A 13,128-nucleotide genomic window follows, 5' to 3' on the forward strand; every position below is an offset into this window, starting at 1 on the left:
AGGTTATGAGGACGCCCTGCGCCAAAAGGTCCTCATAAGCTTCCGAAGTCCTTTTCGTGCGACCTAGTCACCCTGGCCGGATGACCGGGGTCAGCTCGCGATGCCCGCCGGCGCGAGCCAGGCCCGCACGACCTCCACGGCCGCGGCGCGTTTCGCCGCGAAGTCGGCCGGATCCGTCACGAGCAGGCTCGCCCGAATGTCGGAGTGCCAGGTGAGCAGGCCCTGCGGGTCGCCGGTGAAGGCGGATGCGGCTTCCGTGTTCTCGGCCGTCGTCGCGCCCCTGTGCAGCACCAGGCGCACACCGTCCTTGCCCTGAGCGCTGATCGTGGCCTGGTCGACACCGTCGATCACGTAGCTGGGGGAGTTCCACTTGATGTGTTCCCGCGCGGCCGGGTTCGCCTCGTGCACGAGCGTCCGCAGCGCCTCGATCACCGGGAGGCGGGCCGCGGTCTGGGCGGCGAGGAACTGCTGAACCGAGCCGTAGCGATCAACCATGCGGCAGATTGTAGCGCGAGGGCTGCAGGGTGCGCGTAATTGACGGCACCGCGAGTAAGCGGTAGACACGATGGAAGGCCCGGCCGGCCCGTGTGACCCGTCCGTCGGCCGGATCGCAACCTTTGGAGGACTCATGTCCGACACGCTCACCCTCATCCTCGGTACCGCACTTGTGCTGGGAGCCATCGCCGTTGCGGTGTTCCTCTACGTGTCTTCCCGCCGCCCGCGTTCGGCGCCGCTCTCTGCCCGGGAGCAGGCCGAACGCGACGCCCGCACCCAACTCGAAGACGCCCAGGGCACCAAGATTCGTAACATCGGCAGGGGCGCCGGTCTCTAGCCGACCGGCTGCCGCACCCGAAAGGAACACCATGAAATACACCCGCTTGGGCACCACCGGCCTCGAGGTATCGGCGATCACGCTGGGCTGTATGAGCTTCGGCAACCCGATGCGCGGCAACCACGCCTGGACCCTGCCCGAGGAACAGAGCCGCCCGCTGATCCGGCAGGCGCTGGAGGCCGGCGTCACCACATTCGACACCGCCAATGTGTATTCCGACGGCAGCAGCGAGGAGATCCTCGGCCGGGCGCTGCGGGACTTCAGCAGCCGCGACGACTACGTGCTGGCCACCAAGGTGCACGGGCGGATGCGGCCGGGCCCGAACGGTGCCGGGCTCTCGCGCCGCGCCATCCTGGCCGAGATCGACCATAGTCTCACCCGGCTCGGCACCGATCACGTCGATCTGTACCAGATCCACCGCTGGGACCCGCTGACGCCCATCGCGGAGACCATGGAGGCCCTGCACGACGTGGTCAAGGCCGGGAAGGCCCGCTACATCGGAGCGTCGTCGATGTACGCCTGGCAGTTCGCGAAGGCGCAGTACACCGCCGACCTGGGCGGGTTCACCCGTTTCGTGTCGATGCAGGACCAGTACAACCTGATCAACCGGGAGGAGGAGCGGGAGATGCATCCGTTCTGCCTCGACCAGGGCGTGGGCGTGCTGCCCTGGAGTCCGTTGGCGCGGGGCAAGCTCACCCGCGACTGGGATGCCTCGACCAGCCGCTCCGAGACCGACACCTTCGGCCAGACCCTCTACAAACAGCAGGAGTCGGACGACCGCGAGATCGCCGAGACCGTCGCCCAGGTGGCGGCTGAACGCGGGGTGCCGCGGGCGCAGGTGGCCCTGGCGTGGGTGCGGCAGCAGCCCGCCGTGACCTCGCCGATAGTGGGCGCCACGCAGGCCCACCACCTCACGGATGCTGTCGCCTCGGTCGACCTCACCCTCACCGATGACGAGCTGGCGCGGTTGGCCGCCCCGTACCGTCCGCATGCCCCCGAGGGGTTCTAGCCGCCTTTCCGTCGAGCGCCTCGCCGGATGTCGGTGGTGCCGTCTAGCCTGAGGCCACCTACTCACTCACCCTCGTGCCGAGATAACGGAGCAGATCATGAGGGTATTCGTGGCGACATCGGCGACCCAAGGCACCAGGGCCAGCGATTCGACACAGTGTGTCGACGGTGAGCTGGTCTGGCTGCGGGATGTCTGTCCGGCCAGTCGGCGGCGACCCGACGGCCCCTGCGAGTGCGGGCGTTCGTTCTCCGGACTGAGTTCGGACAAGTACACGACAACGGCAGCCGTCCGGGATATCCCCGGGCTCACCCGCACCGAGTACGAGGCGGCTTTGACGGCGAGCTTCGACGAACAGGAATGGTGTCCGTGCTGCACCAGTCGGCCAGTTGCGGCGATCATCGACGAGCTCATCGCCTGGGCCGGGGTGTTCCCAGCGGGGGCAGTGGTGGAACGGCGCATCGACGCCTTGAATCTGAGGGGGTCGCTAGGCTCGGAGGCGTGACTCGTCTTCTGAAGGTCCTGTCCTCCCTTGCCGTAACCGCCGTGCTCGCTCTCGGTGGGCCGCTGGCGGCGAGCGCCGTTGCGCCGGCTCCCGTCGAGGCCGGATGGTCGGCCTCGACGGCGCCGAATGGTGTGTCCAGCCTGGTCGGGAGCGCGCGTGCCGCCGTGCCCGCCGACACCTCGGACTTCAGCTTCGCGCTCTATGCGGGGGAGTACTACCTCGACCGGGATGCGGCCGGTCACTCCACGCTGCGCACCGTCGAGACCTTCGTGGCCGAGTTCCCCGACTTCGACCAGAACCGGGGCATCATCCGGGCCATCCCCAACGACTACGACGGTGTGCCACTGAACACCACGGTCGAGTCCGTCACCGACGCCGAGGGAGCGCCGGTCTACTTCGAGTCCACGGACACCGGCGGATTCACCGAGCTCGCCCTCGGCACCGACGAGTTCGTGCGCGGTACCCAGACCTATGTCATCAGCTACACCCAACAGAACGTCGTGCGCGCCTTCGCCGACACGAACGACGACGAGCTCTACTGGGATACCAACGGCACCGGTTTCGACCAATCGTTCGGCTCCGTCGCCGCCCGGGTGCACGTGGCCCCGGCTATCGCCGGGTTCCTCACGGGCAACAACGCCTGCTACACCGGTGCGCAGGGCGAGAGCGACGCCTGCACCATCCTGCAGGAGGACGATCCGGATGCGCCGGCCACCGCGGCCGGCGACCCCGCCGCTGCCGAACCCGCCCCGACCGACCCCGCCGTGACCGACCCATCCGGTGCTCTCCCGGCCGGCCAGATGTTCACCGCCGAGGCCACCGACCTGGGCCCGGGCGAGAACCTCACGGTAGCCATCGGATTCACGGCAGGAACCTTCGTGCAGGTGCCCGCCGATTACCAGTCGGGGTCCGGCTACCAGCCCGGGTTCAGCGCTCCGATCGACGCCAGCGGCATCCCGTTCGGCCTGCTCGGCCTGGCCCTGCTCGGCGGAGTCTTCGTGCTCGCCCGCGTCTTCGTGTACCCCCGCGAGCCGAGGGGCCGGGGCACGATCATCGCCCAGTACAGCGTGCCCGCCGGCTACAACCTGCTCGAGGCGGCCGACCTCATCGGGCGTACCCGCGCAGCCGTCGCCGCGGAGATCGTGAGTCTGGCGGTGCGCGGCAAGGTGCGCATCCTGGACTACCCGGTCAGCGCCTCTGGCGGCGACTTCACCCTGCAACTGTTGCGTACCGACGGCGTCGACGACCAGGAGCTGACCCTGCTGGCCACGTTCTTCCCCGGGCTCGCCGAGGGCGCCGTGTGTGCGCTCGGAGTGACCAACGACCCGCTGGCGCGGGGCCTGGCCGCCGCGACCGCGGATGCGCGACGACGCAACACTGCACGCGGCTGGCGCACGCGGCCCACCATGTCGCCCGCTCGCAAGCGTCTGGTCATCGGCCTTGGCGCCTTCGCACTGCTCAGCCTGGGAGCGTTGGGAATCCTCCAGCCGCCCGCCGGCTGGTGGTTCTCGGTACTCATTCTCGCCGTTGCCGCGGCGATCGTGGCTGTCGTCGCGGCCCAGCGGCCTGTGCAGCTCAGCGCAGCGGGGGTGGAGCAGCGCGACTACCTCACCGGCATGAAGGTCTACCTCGACCTGGCCGAGGCCGACCGGTTCCGCATGCTGCAGAGCCCGGATGGCGCGTTGCGGGTCACCGTTCCCAGGGTGGTTCCCGCCTCCGCCCCTAACGCCGCGAACGGCTCGGCGGCTGCGGGCAGCGCCGACGGTGTCGACACCGTGGAGCTCGTGAAGCTCTACGAGAAGCTATTGCCCTATGCGGTGCTCTGGGGCGTCGAACGGGAGTGGGCGGCCGAGCTGGCGGTCTACTACGAGCAGGACGCCGCAGCGCCGGGCTGGTTCGTCTCCCACAACAGTTTCAACGCCATCTACCTCGCCTCGGCTCTGAACGGCATCGTCAATTCGGTGCACACCACCGAGACGCCCACGCCCCCGCCGTCGTCCTGGACGGGCAGCAGCGGCGGAAGCTTCTCCGGCGGCTCTTTCGGCGGCGGTTTCTCCGGCGGCGGCGGCGGCGGCGGTGGCGGAGGCGGACGCTAGAGCCGCTTGACCATCTCGATTTCCTCCGACGCGGCATCCAGCACGTACCGCACCCGATGCCCGGTTTCGGTGAACCCGCGACGCAGGTAGGCGGCGCGAGCGCGAGCATTGTCCTCGTGCACGTGCAGGGTCAGCACCTCGCCCTCGCCGCGCGCCCACTCCTCGATCGCGCCGAGCAGGCTGTCGAAGACCCCGACCTCACGGCCGCGGTGCTCCGGCGTGACGTACACGCCCACGAGTAGCGCGCCCGCGCCGGGATCCGGCACGTAGCCGCCCATCGTGCCCACCCAGTTACCGGCCGGGTCGATCGCGACCAGCACGGTCCCGTGCTCGGCGGTGCCGCGCGCGGCGCGCATCCGCCACTCGCTCTCGGTGTGGGTCAGGGCGTCCTGCAGGGTCTCACCGAAGGCGATCGGGGTGTCGCGCAGCATCTCCAGGCGGAGGGAGCGCACCTCGCGCCAATCGCTCGCGACCGTGCGGCGAATGCGGTACCCCTCTGTAACCATTCGCCGAGCATACCGACTCCTCGCGCCCCGGTGCCGCCGGACGAGGTCGAGCAGAAGTTATGCCACGCCGCGGGTGCTGACGGGGCGGGTGCTCGGGTAACGGAACGAGAGCAGGTCGGGCAGGTCGAGCACGGAGGCGACCCGGCGGGTCTCCGGAACGCCGTCCCGCGGGTCGGCGGCCACCAGCACGGCTTCCATGCCGTGCGCGCGTGGGCCGTCGAAGTCGGCGTCCCAGGTATCGCCGACGAAGATCACCCGGGCCGGGTCGGCTTCTGCCCGGTCGAGGGCCGCCTGGTAGATCGCGGTGTGCGGCTTGCGATAGCCCACCTCGAGCGACGTCACGATGTGCGCGATGTGGTCGGTCGCGCCCATCGCCGCGAGTTGGCGCGGCACGACGGATGCGCTGTGCGTGTTGGACACGATGGTGAGGGTGAACGTCTGTCCCAGTTCCTGCAGCGTCTCGGCCATGCCGGGAATGAGCACCACGCCCCGCTCCCAGTCCGCCATGTTGCTCTCGGCGCCGTCGGCGATCTCCGCGGCATCGGGTTCGCGGCCGAGCAGCTGCACGATCGCGCGGCGGGACAACTCCTCCATGGTGAACTCGCGGTGGTCCACATCAGACTCCGTGTTCAGCTGGTGGAAGGCATCCAGCCACGCCGTTGCGGTTTCCGCCTCGGTTCCGCGGGCGCCCAGTGCGAGCATGCTCGCGTGGGTGGCGGCGTAGCCCTGCCCGGCGCGGGAGTCCGCGTAGTTGACGAGGGTGCCGAAGAAGTCGAGGAACAGATGACGCATGCCCCCAGCTTGGCAGCACCCGGACCATGTGCCCCGCAACGACCCGACTAGCCGCATCCGCCGCATCCGCCGCATCCGCCGCATCCGCCGCATCCGCCGCATCCGCCGCATCTGCGGCCGGCCGAGCGCGTGTGCGGTCCCGACCGCCGCAGCGCGCGCCACGCGCCATCGAAATTCGGATGCGCGGGTGGCGCGCCGCACCGCGGGTGGCGCGCCATCTGCGCAGCGGCGCCCACCCCGCGTTCTGGGCATTCACCGTGCCGGTTGGTCGCGCGGCGGATGCGCTCGCCTGGGGCGGTGTCAGGGGTGGCAGTTACCGTGGCGGAATCTCCTCGTGCCGAGAGATGGAGTTACCCATGCAGGTATTCGTGGCAACGGAGGCGACCCAGGGCGCCCATGCGCACGATCGAATGAACGGCATCGGCGGTGAGCTGGTGTGGTTGCTGGAACCGTGCCGGGCATGCTGGTGTTATCCCGACGGTCGATGCACGTGTGGCCGCATGTTCTCGGGTCTGAGCTCGTTCCGGGAAACATCCACCGCGGTCGTCTCGGAGGTTCCCGGCCTGACTCGGGAGGATCTCGAACGAGCGATGCGGGGCTTCGTCCGGGCCAGGCGCGACCTGTTCTGCTGCGATGAGCACTCGTACACCACCGCGATCGACAACCTCATCGGGCAGGCCGCGCTCTGGCCCGTCGGCACCGTGCTTGGACGCCGGGGGCACGTGCTGTTGCCGAGGGGCATCGTCCCGGCGGATTCGGCGAGGCTGTGAAACGCGATCCCGCAGGTGCGCGGGTCACGCGCCCGTCCGCGGGCGGCGCGCCACCCGCGAAACGGCGCCTACCCCGCGCCACCGCGTTACGCGGGGTATGCGCCGTTTCGCGGCACTGCCGCGCGGGTGGCGGCACTGCCGCGCGGGTGGCGGCCCACCCGCGCAGCGGCGCGGTGCCCGCGCTCACCCTCGTCGCCGTTGAGCGCGGGTCACGCGCCGCTTCGCCCGGGGCGCGCCGCCCGCGTAGTGGCGCCGCTCCCGCGCAGCGCGGCCCGACGAGGTGCGCGGGTCACGCGCCGCTTCGCCCGGGGCGCGCCGCCCGCGTAGTGGCGCCGCTCCCGCGTAGCGCGGTCCCGACGAGGTGCGCGGGTCACGCGCCGTTTCGCGGGGGTTGTGCCATCGGGGCATGCCACCCGCGCAGCGGCGCCGATCCCGCGCGGCACCCGGCAACCCGCAGCGCACCAGAACCGCGGATGCGGGCGGGAATAGCTGGGCGTCGGGAAACGCTAGCCCGGGTATGAAACACATCGGGTTCCTCTCCTTCGGCCACTACCAGGCGGTGCCGGGGTCGCTGGTGCGCACCGCACAAGACGCCCTCCTGCAGACCGTGGAGCTCGCGGTGGCCGCCGAGGAACTCGGCGTCGACAGCGCCTCCGTGCGCGTGCACCACTTCGCCCGGCAGCTGGCGTCGCCGTTCCCGCTTCTGGCAGCCATGGCCGCTCGCACCAGCCGCATCGAGCTGGGCACCGGCGTCATCGACATGCGCTACGAGAACCCGCTCTACATGGCCGAAGAGGCCGCGATCACCGACCTGATCAGCAACGGCCGGTTGCAGCTCGGCCTGAGCCGCGGCTCACCCGAGACCGCGCTGCGCGGCGCGGAGGCGTTCGGCCACGTGCCGGCACCGGGGCAGACCGACGCGGATGACGCCCGCGAGCGCACCGCGCGCTTCCGCCTGGCCATCGCCGGGGCCGGTATGGCGAACGCCAACCCCCAGTTCACCGGACACAGCGGTCCGCTGGCCATCGAGCCGCAGTCGCCCGGACTCTCCGAGCGCATCTGGTGGGGCTCCGGCACCCGTGCCACCGCGAAGTGGACCGGCGAGCAGGGCATGCACCTAATGAGTTCCACTCTGCTCACCGAAGACACCGGAGCGGACTTCGGCGACCTGCAGGCCGAGCAGATCGCCATCTTCCGCACAGCGTGGGCGGAGGCCGGGCACCCCGGCACCCCGCGAGTGGCGGTGAGCCGCAGCATCCTGCCCCTGGTCACCGATGAGGACCGCCGCTACTTCGGGCTGCGCGCCCAGGCCGACAACCGCGACCAGGTGGGTCATCTCGACGGCGGCCTGGCCCGCTTCGGCAAGAGCTACATCGGCGAACCGGATGCGCTCGTCGAGCAACTGGCCCAGGATGCCGCGGTACAGGCCGCCGACACCGTGCACATCACCGTGCCCAATCAGCTCGGCGTCGACTACAACGCCCGGTTGCTCGATTCGGTGCTGCGATTCGTGGCGCCCGGCCTGGGGTGGCGCTGACCGCCCTCCACCCATCGCCGCCCCACCCCTCGCTGCCCGACCGGCTCAAGCGCCGAAGTGCCACTGGCTGAGTGACCGGAGGTCTGTGGCGTGCACCCAGCTGCCGTCCTCCGGCCGGGGGCGGTCTGCGTGAGGTGCAGGCGCCTGCTGGGCGATTCGCCGCACCCACGGCGTCTTCTCCAACGTCTTCGGGTGCGCGGGGGCGAGCGAGCGTACCCGTGCGGCGAGTCCGCCGTCGATGGTGTCCCGGACGGCCTGTCGCAGCCCCTGCCAGTCGGCGAGCTTGTCGCGGGCGGCCGTGTCGTTCGTGACGGGGATGGACCAGGGATCGGCGGGACTCATGGAGGGGAATGCGAGTCGAGCTTCCCAGACCGCAGAGTCGAGTCATCCCACCGCTTCGCGCCGCGCACGCGCTGTGGGTACGCTGTGGGGATGCCATGAGAGCGCGATCATTCCAGGTGAGAATTACCCGCTAACGGGGTGTAGCCGGATCGGCCGAAGCCCCGTGGCGGCCAGCCGGACGCTGCTAGGTTCGAAGGCAACGAGCAGTTTGGGGACTGAGCCGTGATCGCATTTGGCGCACCATCACTTCGCTTCCCGCCGAGACGAGCGGGCGGTGCGCTCAGCCTGTCCTCATCTGCCCCCTCCCGCTCGAGGACGCACCGGCGTCCGCCGCGGATCGACCCCGACGCCCCACCGGCCGTCCGATGACGCCCCCGAGCGGTTCCGTCGCCCCTCTTCCGTCTGGAACGACAGTGGCCGCCGAGGCCTCCACGCCCGATGCGGCGTTGGCCGCGGCCGACGCGCTCGCCGACGGCATCGCCGACCTGGTGCCGGCCGACGGGGGCCGGAACGTGGACCTGCCCGGCGGCTTCGTCGAGCTGGCCGACCTGCCGCTCCCGGCCGATCCCACCGCCCAACCGGCCGCGGTGCCGCCGGCTCCCGGGCTCGCCACGGCGCCGGCCCGCCGCCTGGCGATCGATCGGCTGTTGGACGAGAGCGCAACGGCCAACCGGGACGGCCAGCACATCGTGGGTGCCGCCCAGGCCGAAGAGGTTCTCACCGACCCCTTCATCACTCCCGCGCAGGAGGCCAAAGCCCGGCAACTGCTCTCCGGACACCGGTTGCGGCTGGGCGAGTTCGAGGCATCCGTACGTCACGGTCTGCTGGCCCTGGACTACCTCACGGCCAGCGCGGACCTGCTGGGCCAGTCGAACGTGCACTGCACCCTGGCGCTGGCCTTCCACGAGACCGCTCTGGAGGAGCCGGCGCTCGGCCATGTTCTCGGCGCGCTCGAGGCCGCGCGCGCCTGTGGCAGCCGAACGGCGGAGTTCTGGGCGCTCTCGCGATCGTCGATGGTGCACCAGGCGCTCGGCGACGCTGAGCGCAGTCTCGAGCTCGGCCGGCAGGCCATCGAGCTGGCCGACACCCTGGACGACCCCGAGGCCGGCTTCGCGTCGCGCAACAACCTCGGCGACGCCTGCCTAGAGATCGCCCGGGTGCAGCGGACCAAGGGCGAGGACACGACGGTGGCCCTGCAGGACGGCCTTGCCCTCACCCTCGCCGCCGTGGCCCTGGCCGTCGAGCAGCGCCACGCGTTCTACGAGACCATCGCGCGCACCAACCTCGTGGGCATCCTGATCGAACTCGGTGAGTACGCCGATGCGCGCCGGCAGGCCGTGCGGTCCAAGACGATCGCCACCACCAACGGCTACCGCAATCTCGCGGTCAACAACGACGTGCAGCTGGCCGAGGTCGCCCGCGCCGAGGGGCGACTCGACCTCGCCTGCGACATGATGAACGCCCAGCTCGCCGACCCGTCGATAGCCGAGGATGCCGCCCTCAACGTTCGGCTACACCGGGAGCTCTACGAGATGCACCGCAATGCCGGCCGGTTCCAGGAGGCACTGCAGCATCACGAGGAGCTGCACGTGCTGATGCTGGGCCTCACCCGGCAGACCGCCGGGCTGCAGTCGCGCATGCTGATCAACTCCCTCGAGATCGAACAGGCCCGCCACGAGGCGCAACGCTCGCAGCTCGAGGCCGACATGCAACGAATCCGCGCCGAAGAACTCGACGAACAGGCCAACACCGACCCCCTCACCCGGCTGCCCAACCGCCGGGCGCTCGACCGGCAGCTGCCCGCCATGATGCACAGCGCTCTCGAGCAGGCGGAGCCGCTCTGCGCGGTCATGATCGACATGGACCACTTCAAGGAGGTCAACGACGAGTACGGTCATGCGGCCGGCGACCGGGTGCTCACGACCATGGCCGGGATCCTCGGTGCAGCCACCCGGGAAACCGACCTGGCTGTGCGGGTGGGCGGCGAGGAGTTCCTGCTCGTGCTCGGCAACACCTCGATCGAGCAGGCCGTACAGATCTGCGAGCGGCTCCTCGGCGAGGTGCGCAGTCACCCGTGGGGCGTCGTAACCAGCGGGCTGCGCTGCACCGCCAGCGTGGGCGTCGCCCTGCTCAAGCGCGGCGAGAGCGTGTCCCGCTGGCTCGGCCGCGCCGACGCCGCCCTCTACGAGGCCAAGGCCGCCGGCCGCAACCGGGTGGAACTGGCCGCGACCGTCGCTTGACCGGTCGCTCTACGGCACCAGCACGATCTTGCCCACGTGGGCGGATGCCTCGAGTCGCCGGTGCGCATCCGCCGCGTCGGCGAAGGAGTACCGGCTGTCGACCACCGGGCGCAGCCCGCCGGACTCGAGCCACGGCCACACCAGGGCCTGCAGCTCGGCCATGATGGCCGCCTTCTCCACCGCGGGGCGAGCCCGCAGCGTCGTGCCCCAGTACCGACCGCGCTTCTGCATGAGGTGGAACGGATTGAACACCGCATCTTCGCCGCTCTGGTTCGCGATCACCATGATGGTGCCGCCCAGAGCCAATGCGGCCACATTGCGGGCGGCGTAGGAGCCGCCCATGATGTCCAGGATCACGTCGGCGCCGTGCCCGCCGGTGGCCGCGAGCACCTCGGTCACAAAATCCTGCTCCCGGTAGTTGATCAGTACCTCCGCGCCCAGGTCGCCGCACACCGCGAGCTTCTCCGCCGAACCCGCTGTGACCAGCACCCGGGCTCCGGCCAGTCGGGCCAGCTGGATGGCCGTGGTGCCGATGCCGCTTGCGCCACCGTGCACGAGGAGCGTCTGCCCCGCCGTGAGGCCGGCACTCATGAAGACGTTCGACCACACCGTGGCCAGCGCCTCGGGCAGAGCTGCGGCATCGACCAGGTCGAGACCGTCCGGAACCGGCAGGGCCAGGTCCTGGTGCACCACGGCCTCTGAGGCGTATCCGCCGCCGGCCAGCAGCGCACAGACCCGGTCGCCCACGGCGAAACGCGTCACGGCCGCCCCGATCTCGCTGACGATGCCCGACACCTCCAGGCCGGGCCAGGCGGGAGCGCCCGCCGGGGAGGGGTAGAGCCCCAGACGCTGTTGCACGTCGGCCCGGTTCACCCCCGCCGCGGCAACCTCGATCCGGATATCCCCGGCGCCGACGGTGAGGTCGGGAACGGTGTGCAGGGTGAGGGCCTCCGGGCCCCCGGGAACGGTGACGACAAGTGCGCGCATCCCGCCATCCTATGCACGTCCCCTGCACGCCTCCCCACCCGCGACCTGTGACTTGCGCACCAGAAACGACGAGATTCTGGGGCCTTCTCACCGTTCGCGGAGGGGGTTAGGGGGTGGTGGCGCGCATGCGCTCCAGGAGCAGGGCGAACAGCATGTTGGAGCGCTGGTCGTCGGTGGTGACCTCGAGCAGCTGCAGCAACGCCGACTGGTCGTCGACGGGGGAGTTCACGACCTCGATCGCGTTGATGCTCTCGATGGCGGCCATCAGGCGCGCCACGCTGGTGGATGCCTCGGCCTGGGCCGCCTGGTCGGCGGGCTGGTGGTCGGTCGGGGTGGTCTCATCTGAAGTGGGCATCTTTTAACGCTACTCCAGGAGCGCAACCCGCGCACGCACCACGGGCCCCCTCAGATCGCCAGCTGACCAGGCATTCGATGCTCTTCGTTGGCCGTTGGGCGGCCCTGGCGAGCCGATGCGTTCACATGGGTTTGCCAGAACTATATGAGGATTCATGCAGAAACTTTGTGCAAGCTAGGCGACTTGCCTGCGCCGACCCGCGCGCGTGGGCCCCACCTCTCCGTGATTCTGCCGCCCATCCGGCGCGCACTCACCCGACCCGGAAGCTTATGCGCCCCACAAATTCAGCGAACTCCATGCCCGAAAACAGCACACCCGAGAACACCAGCACCTCCGCGAACCTCGCTACACTGCCCACCCGCGCCGCCCGGAAGACCCGCCGGCTGCGCTCCAAGCGCCTCACTCTCCTCGCCGGCGGGCTTGTGCTCGCCGGGGTTGTCGCCGGCACCGGTTTCACCGTGCAGTCGGCGGTGGCCGAGCAGGAACAGCAGGCCCAGCAGGTGCGCGACGAACGCGCCGCCGCCCAGGCCGCAGAGGTCAGCAAGACCCACCTCGCTGCATCCGTCGCCCTCTACGAAGCCGACAGCACGCTCGAGGCGGCCGCGGACAAGGTGGATGCGTCTGCCCTGTCCAGCACATCGGCCTCCCTGGCTGAGTACATCTCGCTGCCGCTCGATGACGTCTCCCAGCTCACGTCCCAGGTCAAGGAGCAGGCCGCCGCCGTGCAGGCCGCCACCGCCGAGGCCGACCGGGCCGCCGTGGAAGCCGCAGCCGCCCAGGCTGCCGCCGAGGCACAGGCCGCTGCGGAAGCCCAGGCCGCCGCCGAGGCTCTCGCCGCCGGCAACACGCCCTCGGGCGCCAAGGCGACCGCCGCCAGCCTCGCGGCCTCCCGCTACGGCTGGGGTGACGCCCAGTTCTCCTGCCTGAGCCAGCTCTGGCAGAAGGAATCCGGCTGGTCGTACACGGCCTACAACAACAGCGGCGGTGCCACCGGTATCCCGCAGGCGCTGCCCGGTAGCAAGATGGCCTCGGCCGGTTCCGACTGGGCCACCAACGCCACCACCCAGATCTCCTGGGGCCTGGACTACATCAATTCCACCTACGGCACGCCGTGCTCCGCCTGGTCGCACTCGCAGGCCGTGAACTGGTACTGATCCGGT

At 70.3% G+C, this 13,128-nt stretch carries 14 protein-coding genes; 8 read left to right on the forward strand and 6 right to left on the reverse strand.

Annotation, left to right across the window (positions count from 1 at the left end; translation table 11 throughout):
* Positions 1–90 precede the first annotated feature (90 nt).
* Entirely contained in the window at positions 91–495 is a 405-nt protein-coding gene (locus DOE79_RS18325; protein WP_162942843.1) for a DUF1801 domain-containing protein, read from the reverse strand.
* Between the two features lie 133 nt (positions 496–628).
* Here DOE79_RS18325 and DOE79_RS18330 point away from each other — a divergent pair, with 133 nt between their 5' ends.
* The 4 genes from DOE79_RS18330 to DOE79_RS20700 all read left to right on the forward strand — a co-directional run bounded on the left by DOE79_RS18330 (position 629) and on the right by DOE79_RS20700 (position 4,439).
* Positions 629–832, forward strand: coding sequence for a hypothetical protein (locus DOE79_RS18330; protein ID WP_120339730.1), 204 nt, complete (start codon positions 629–631; stop codon positions 830–832).
* Between the two features lie 31 nt (positions 833–863).
* A complete protein-coding gene (locus DOE79_RS18335; RefSeq protein ID WP_120339731.1) occupies positions 864–1,841 on the forward strand; it encodes an aldo/keto reductase in 978 nt (325 codons plus the stop codon).
* 97 nt (positions 1,842–1,938) lie between these two features.
* Positions 1,939–2,343: a DUF7715 family protein gene (locus DOE79_RS20695; RefSeq protein WP_162942844.1), complete on the forward strand. Its 405-nt coding sequence runs from the start codon at positions 1,939–1,941 to the stop codon at positions 2,341–2,343.
* Complete coding sequence (locus tag DOE79_RS20700; protein WP_162942845.1) at positions 2,340–4,439, forward strand: DUF2207 family protein; 2,100 nt, start codon at positions 2,340–2,342, stop codon at positions 4,437–4,439. The genes DOE79_RS20695 and DOE79_RS20700 overlap by 4 nt, the downstream gene beginning before the upstream one ends.
* Here DOE79_RS20700 and DOE79_RS18345 read toward each other — a convergent pair.
* Both DOE79_RS18345 and DOE79_RS18350 read right to left on the reverse strand, forming a co-directional pair.
* Positions 4,436–4,945, reverse strand: a complete 510-nt coding sequence (locus DOE79_RS18345; protein WP_120339732.1) for a GNAT family N-acetyltransferase — start codon at positions 4,943–4,945, stop codon at positions 4,436–4,438. The two genes, DOE79_RS20700 and DOE79_RS18345, sit on opposite strands and share 4 nt — an antisense overlap.
* Before the next feature lie 57 nt (positions 4,946–5,002).
* On the reverse strand, positions 5,003–5,737 hold the full coding sequence (locus DOE79_RS18350) for an HAD family hydrolase (protein ID WP_162942846.1): 735 nt from the start codon (positions 5,735–5,737) through the stop codon (positions 5,003–5,005).
* Between the two features lie 356 nt (positions 5,738–6,093).
* Between DOE79_RS18350 and DOE79_RS18360 the strand changes: the two genes are divergently transcribed.
* A complete protein-coding gene (locus DOE79_RS18360; RefSeq protein ID WP_120339735.1) occupies positions 6,094–6,507 on the forward strand; it encodes a DUF7715 family protein in 414 nt (137 codons plus the stop codon).
* 517 nt (positions 6,508–7,024) lie between these two features.
* The gene (locus tag DOE79_RS18365; protein WP_120339736.1) at positions 7,025–8,044 is read left to right on the forward strand and encodes an LLM class flavin-dependent oxidoreductase; all 1,020 of its coding nucleotides are present in this window, start codon (positions 7,025–7,027) and stop codon (positions 8,042–8,044) included.
* A gap of 45 nt (positions 8,045–8,089) precedes the next feature.
* Here the strand turns inward: DOE79_RS18365 and DOE79_RS18370 are convergent, their stop codons facing one another.
* Positions 8,090–8,386: a hypothetical protein gene (locus DOE79_RS18370; protein ID WP_120339737.1), complete on the reverse strand. Its 297-nt coding sequence runs from the start codon at positions 8,384–8,386 to the stop codon at positions 8,090–8,092.
* A gap of 413 nt (positions 8,387–8,799) precedes the next feature.
* Here DOE79_RS18370 and DOE79_RS18375 point away from each other — a divergent pair, with 413 nt between their 5' ends.
* Positions 8,800–10,626 (forward strand): GGDEF domain-containing protein, encoded by a 1,827-nt coding sequence (locus tag DOE79_RS18375; RefSeq protein ID WP_120339738.1) that lies wholly within the window; start codon positions 8,800–8,802, stop codon positions 10,624–10,626.
* Positions 10,627–10,635: 9 nt separating this feature from the next.
* On the opposite strand, the gene DOE79_RS18380 is transcribed toward DOE79_RS18375, so the two are convergent.
* Complete coding sequence (locus tag DOE79_RS18380; protein WP_120339739.1) at positions 10,636–11,613, reverse strand: NAD(P)H-quinone oxidoreductase; 978 nt, start codon at positions 11,611–11,613, stop codon at positions 10,636–10,638.
* 106 nt (positions 11,614–11,719) lie between these two features.
* A complete protein-coding gene (locus DOE79_RS18385; RefSeq protein ID WP_120339740.1) occupies positions 11,720–11,968 on the reverse strand; it encodes a hypothetical protein in 249 nt (82 codons plus the stop codon).
* Positions 11,969–12,264: 296 nt separating this feature from the next.
* Between DOE79_RS18385 and DOE79_RS18390 the strand changes: the two genes are divergently transcribed.
* Positions 12,265–13,122, forward strand: a complete 858-nt coding sequence (locus DOE79_RS18390; RefSeq protein WP_245977008.1) for an aggregation-promoting factor C-terminal-like domain-containing protein — start codon at positions 12,265–12,267, stop codon at positions 13,120–13,122.
* Positions 13,123–13,128: the final 6 nt, after the last annotated feature.

It is taken from the genome of Cryobacterium soli (genome assembly GCF_003611035.1).
Lineage (GTDB): Bacteria > Actinomycetota > Actinomycetes > Actinomycetales > Microbacteriaceae > Cryobacterium > Cryobacterium soli.

Coding starts and splice junctions, on each gene's coding strand:
- DOE79_RS18325 (WP_162942843.1), bottom strand. CDS start 495: ATGGTTGATCGCTACGGCTCGGTTCAGCAGTTCCTCGCCGCCCAGACC.
- DOE79_RS18330 (WP_120339730.1), top strand. CDS start 629: ATGTCCGACACGCTCACCCTCATCCTCGGTACCGCACTTGTGCTGGGA.
- DOE79_RS18335 (WP_120339731.1), top strand. CDS start 864: ATGAAATACACCCGCTTGGGCACCACCGGCCTCGAGGTATCGGCGATC.
- DOE79_RS20695 (WP_162942844.1), top strand. CDS start 1,939: ATGAGGGTATTCGTGGCGACATCGGCGACCCAAGGCACCAGGGCCAGC.
- DOE79_RS18345 (WP_120339732.1), bottom strand. CDS start 4,945: ATGGTTACAGAGGGGTACCGCATTCGCCGCACGGTCGCGAGCGATTGG.
- DOE79_RS18350 (WP_162942846.1), bottom strand. CDS start 5,737: ATGCGTCATCTGTTCCTCGACTTCTTCGGCACCCTCGTCAACTACGCG.
- DOE79_RS18360 (WP_120339735.1), top strand. CDS start 6,094: ATGCAGGTATTCGTGGCAACGGAGGCGACCCAGGGCGCCCATGCGCAC.
- DOE79_RS18365 (WP_120339736.1), top strand. CDS start 7,025: ATGAAACACATCGGGTTCCTCTCCTTCGGCCACTACCAGGCGGTGCCG.
- DOE79_RS18370 (WP_120339737.1), bottom strand. CDS start 8,386: ATGAGTCCCGCCGATCCCTGGTCCATCCCCGTCACGAACGACACGGCC.
- DOE79_RS18380 (WP_120339739.1), bottom strand. CDS start 11,613: ATGCGCGCACTTGTCGTCACCGTTCCCGGGGGCCCGGAGGCCCTCACC.
- DOE79_RS18385 (WP_120339740.1), bottom strand. CDS start 11,968: ATGCCCACTTCAGATGAGACCACCCCGACCGACCACCAGCCCGCCGAC.
- DOE79_RS18390 (WP_245977008.1), top strand. CDS start 12,265: ATGCCCGAAAACAGCACACCCGAGAACACCAGCACCTCCGCGAACCTC.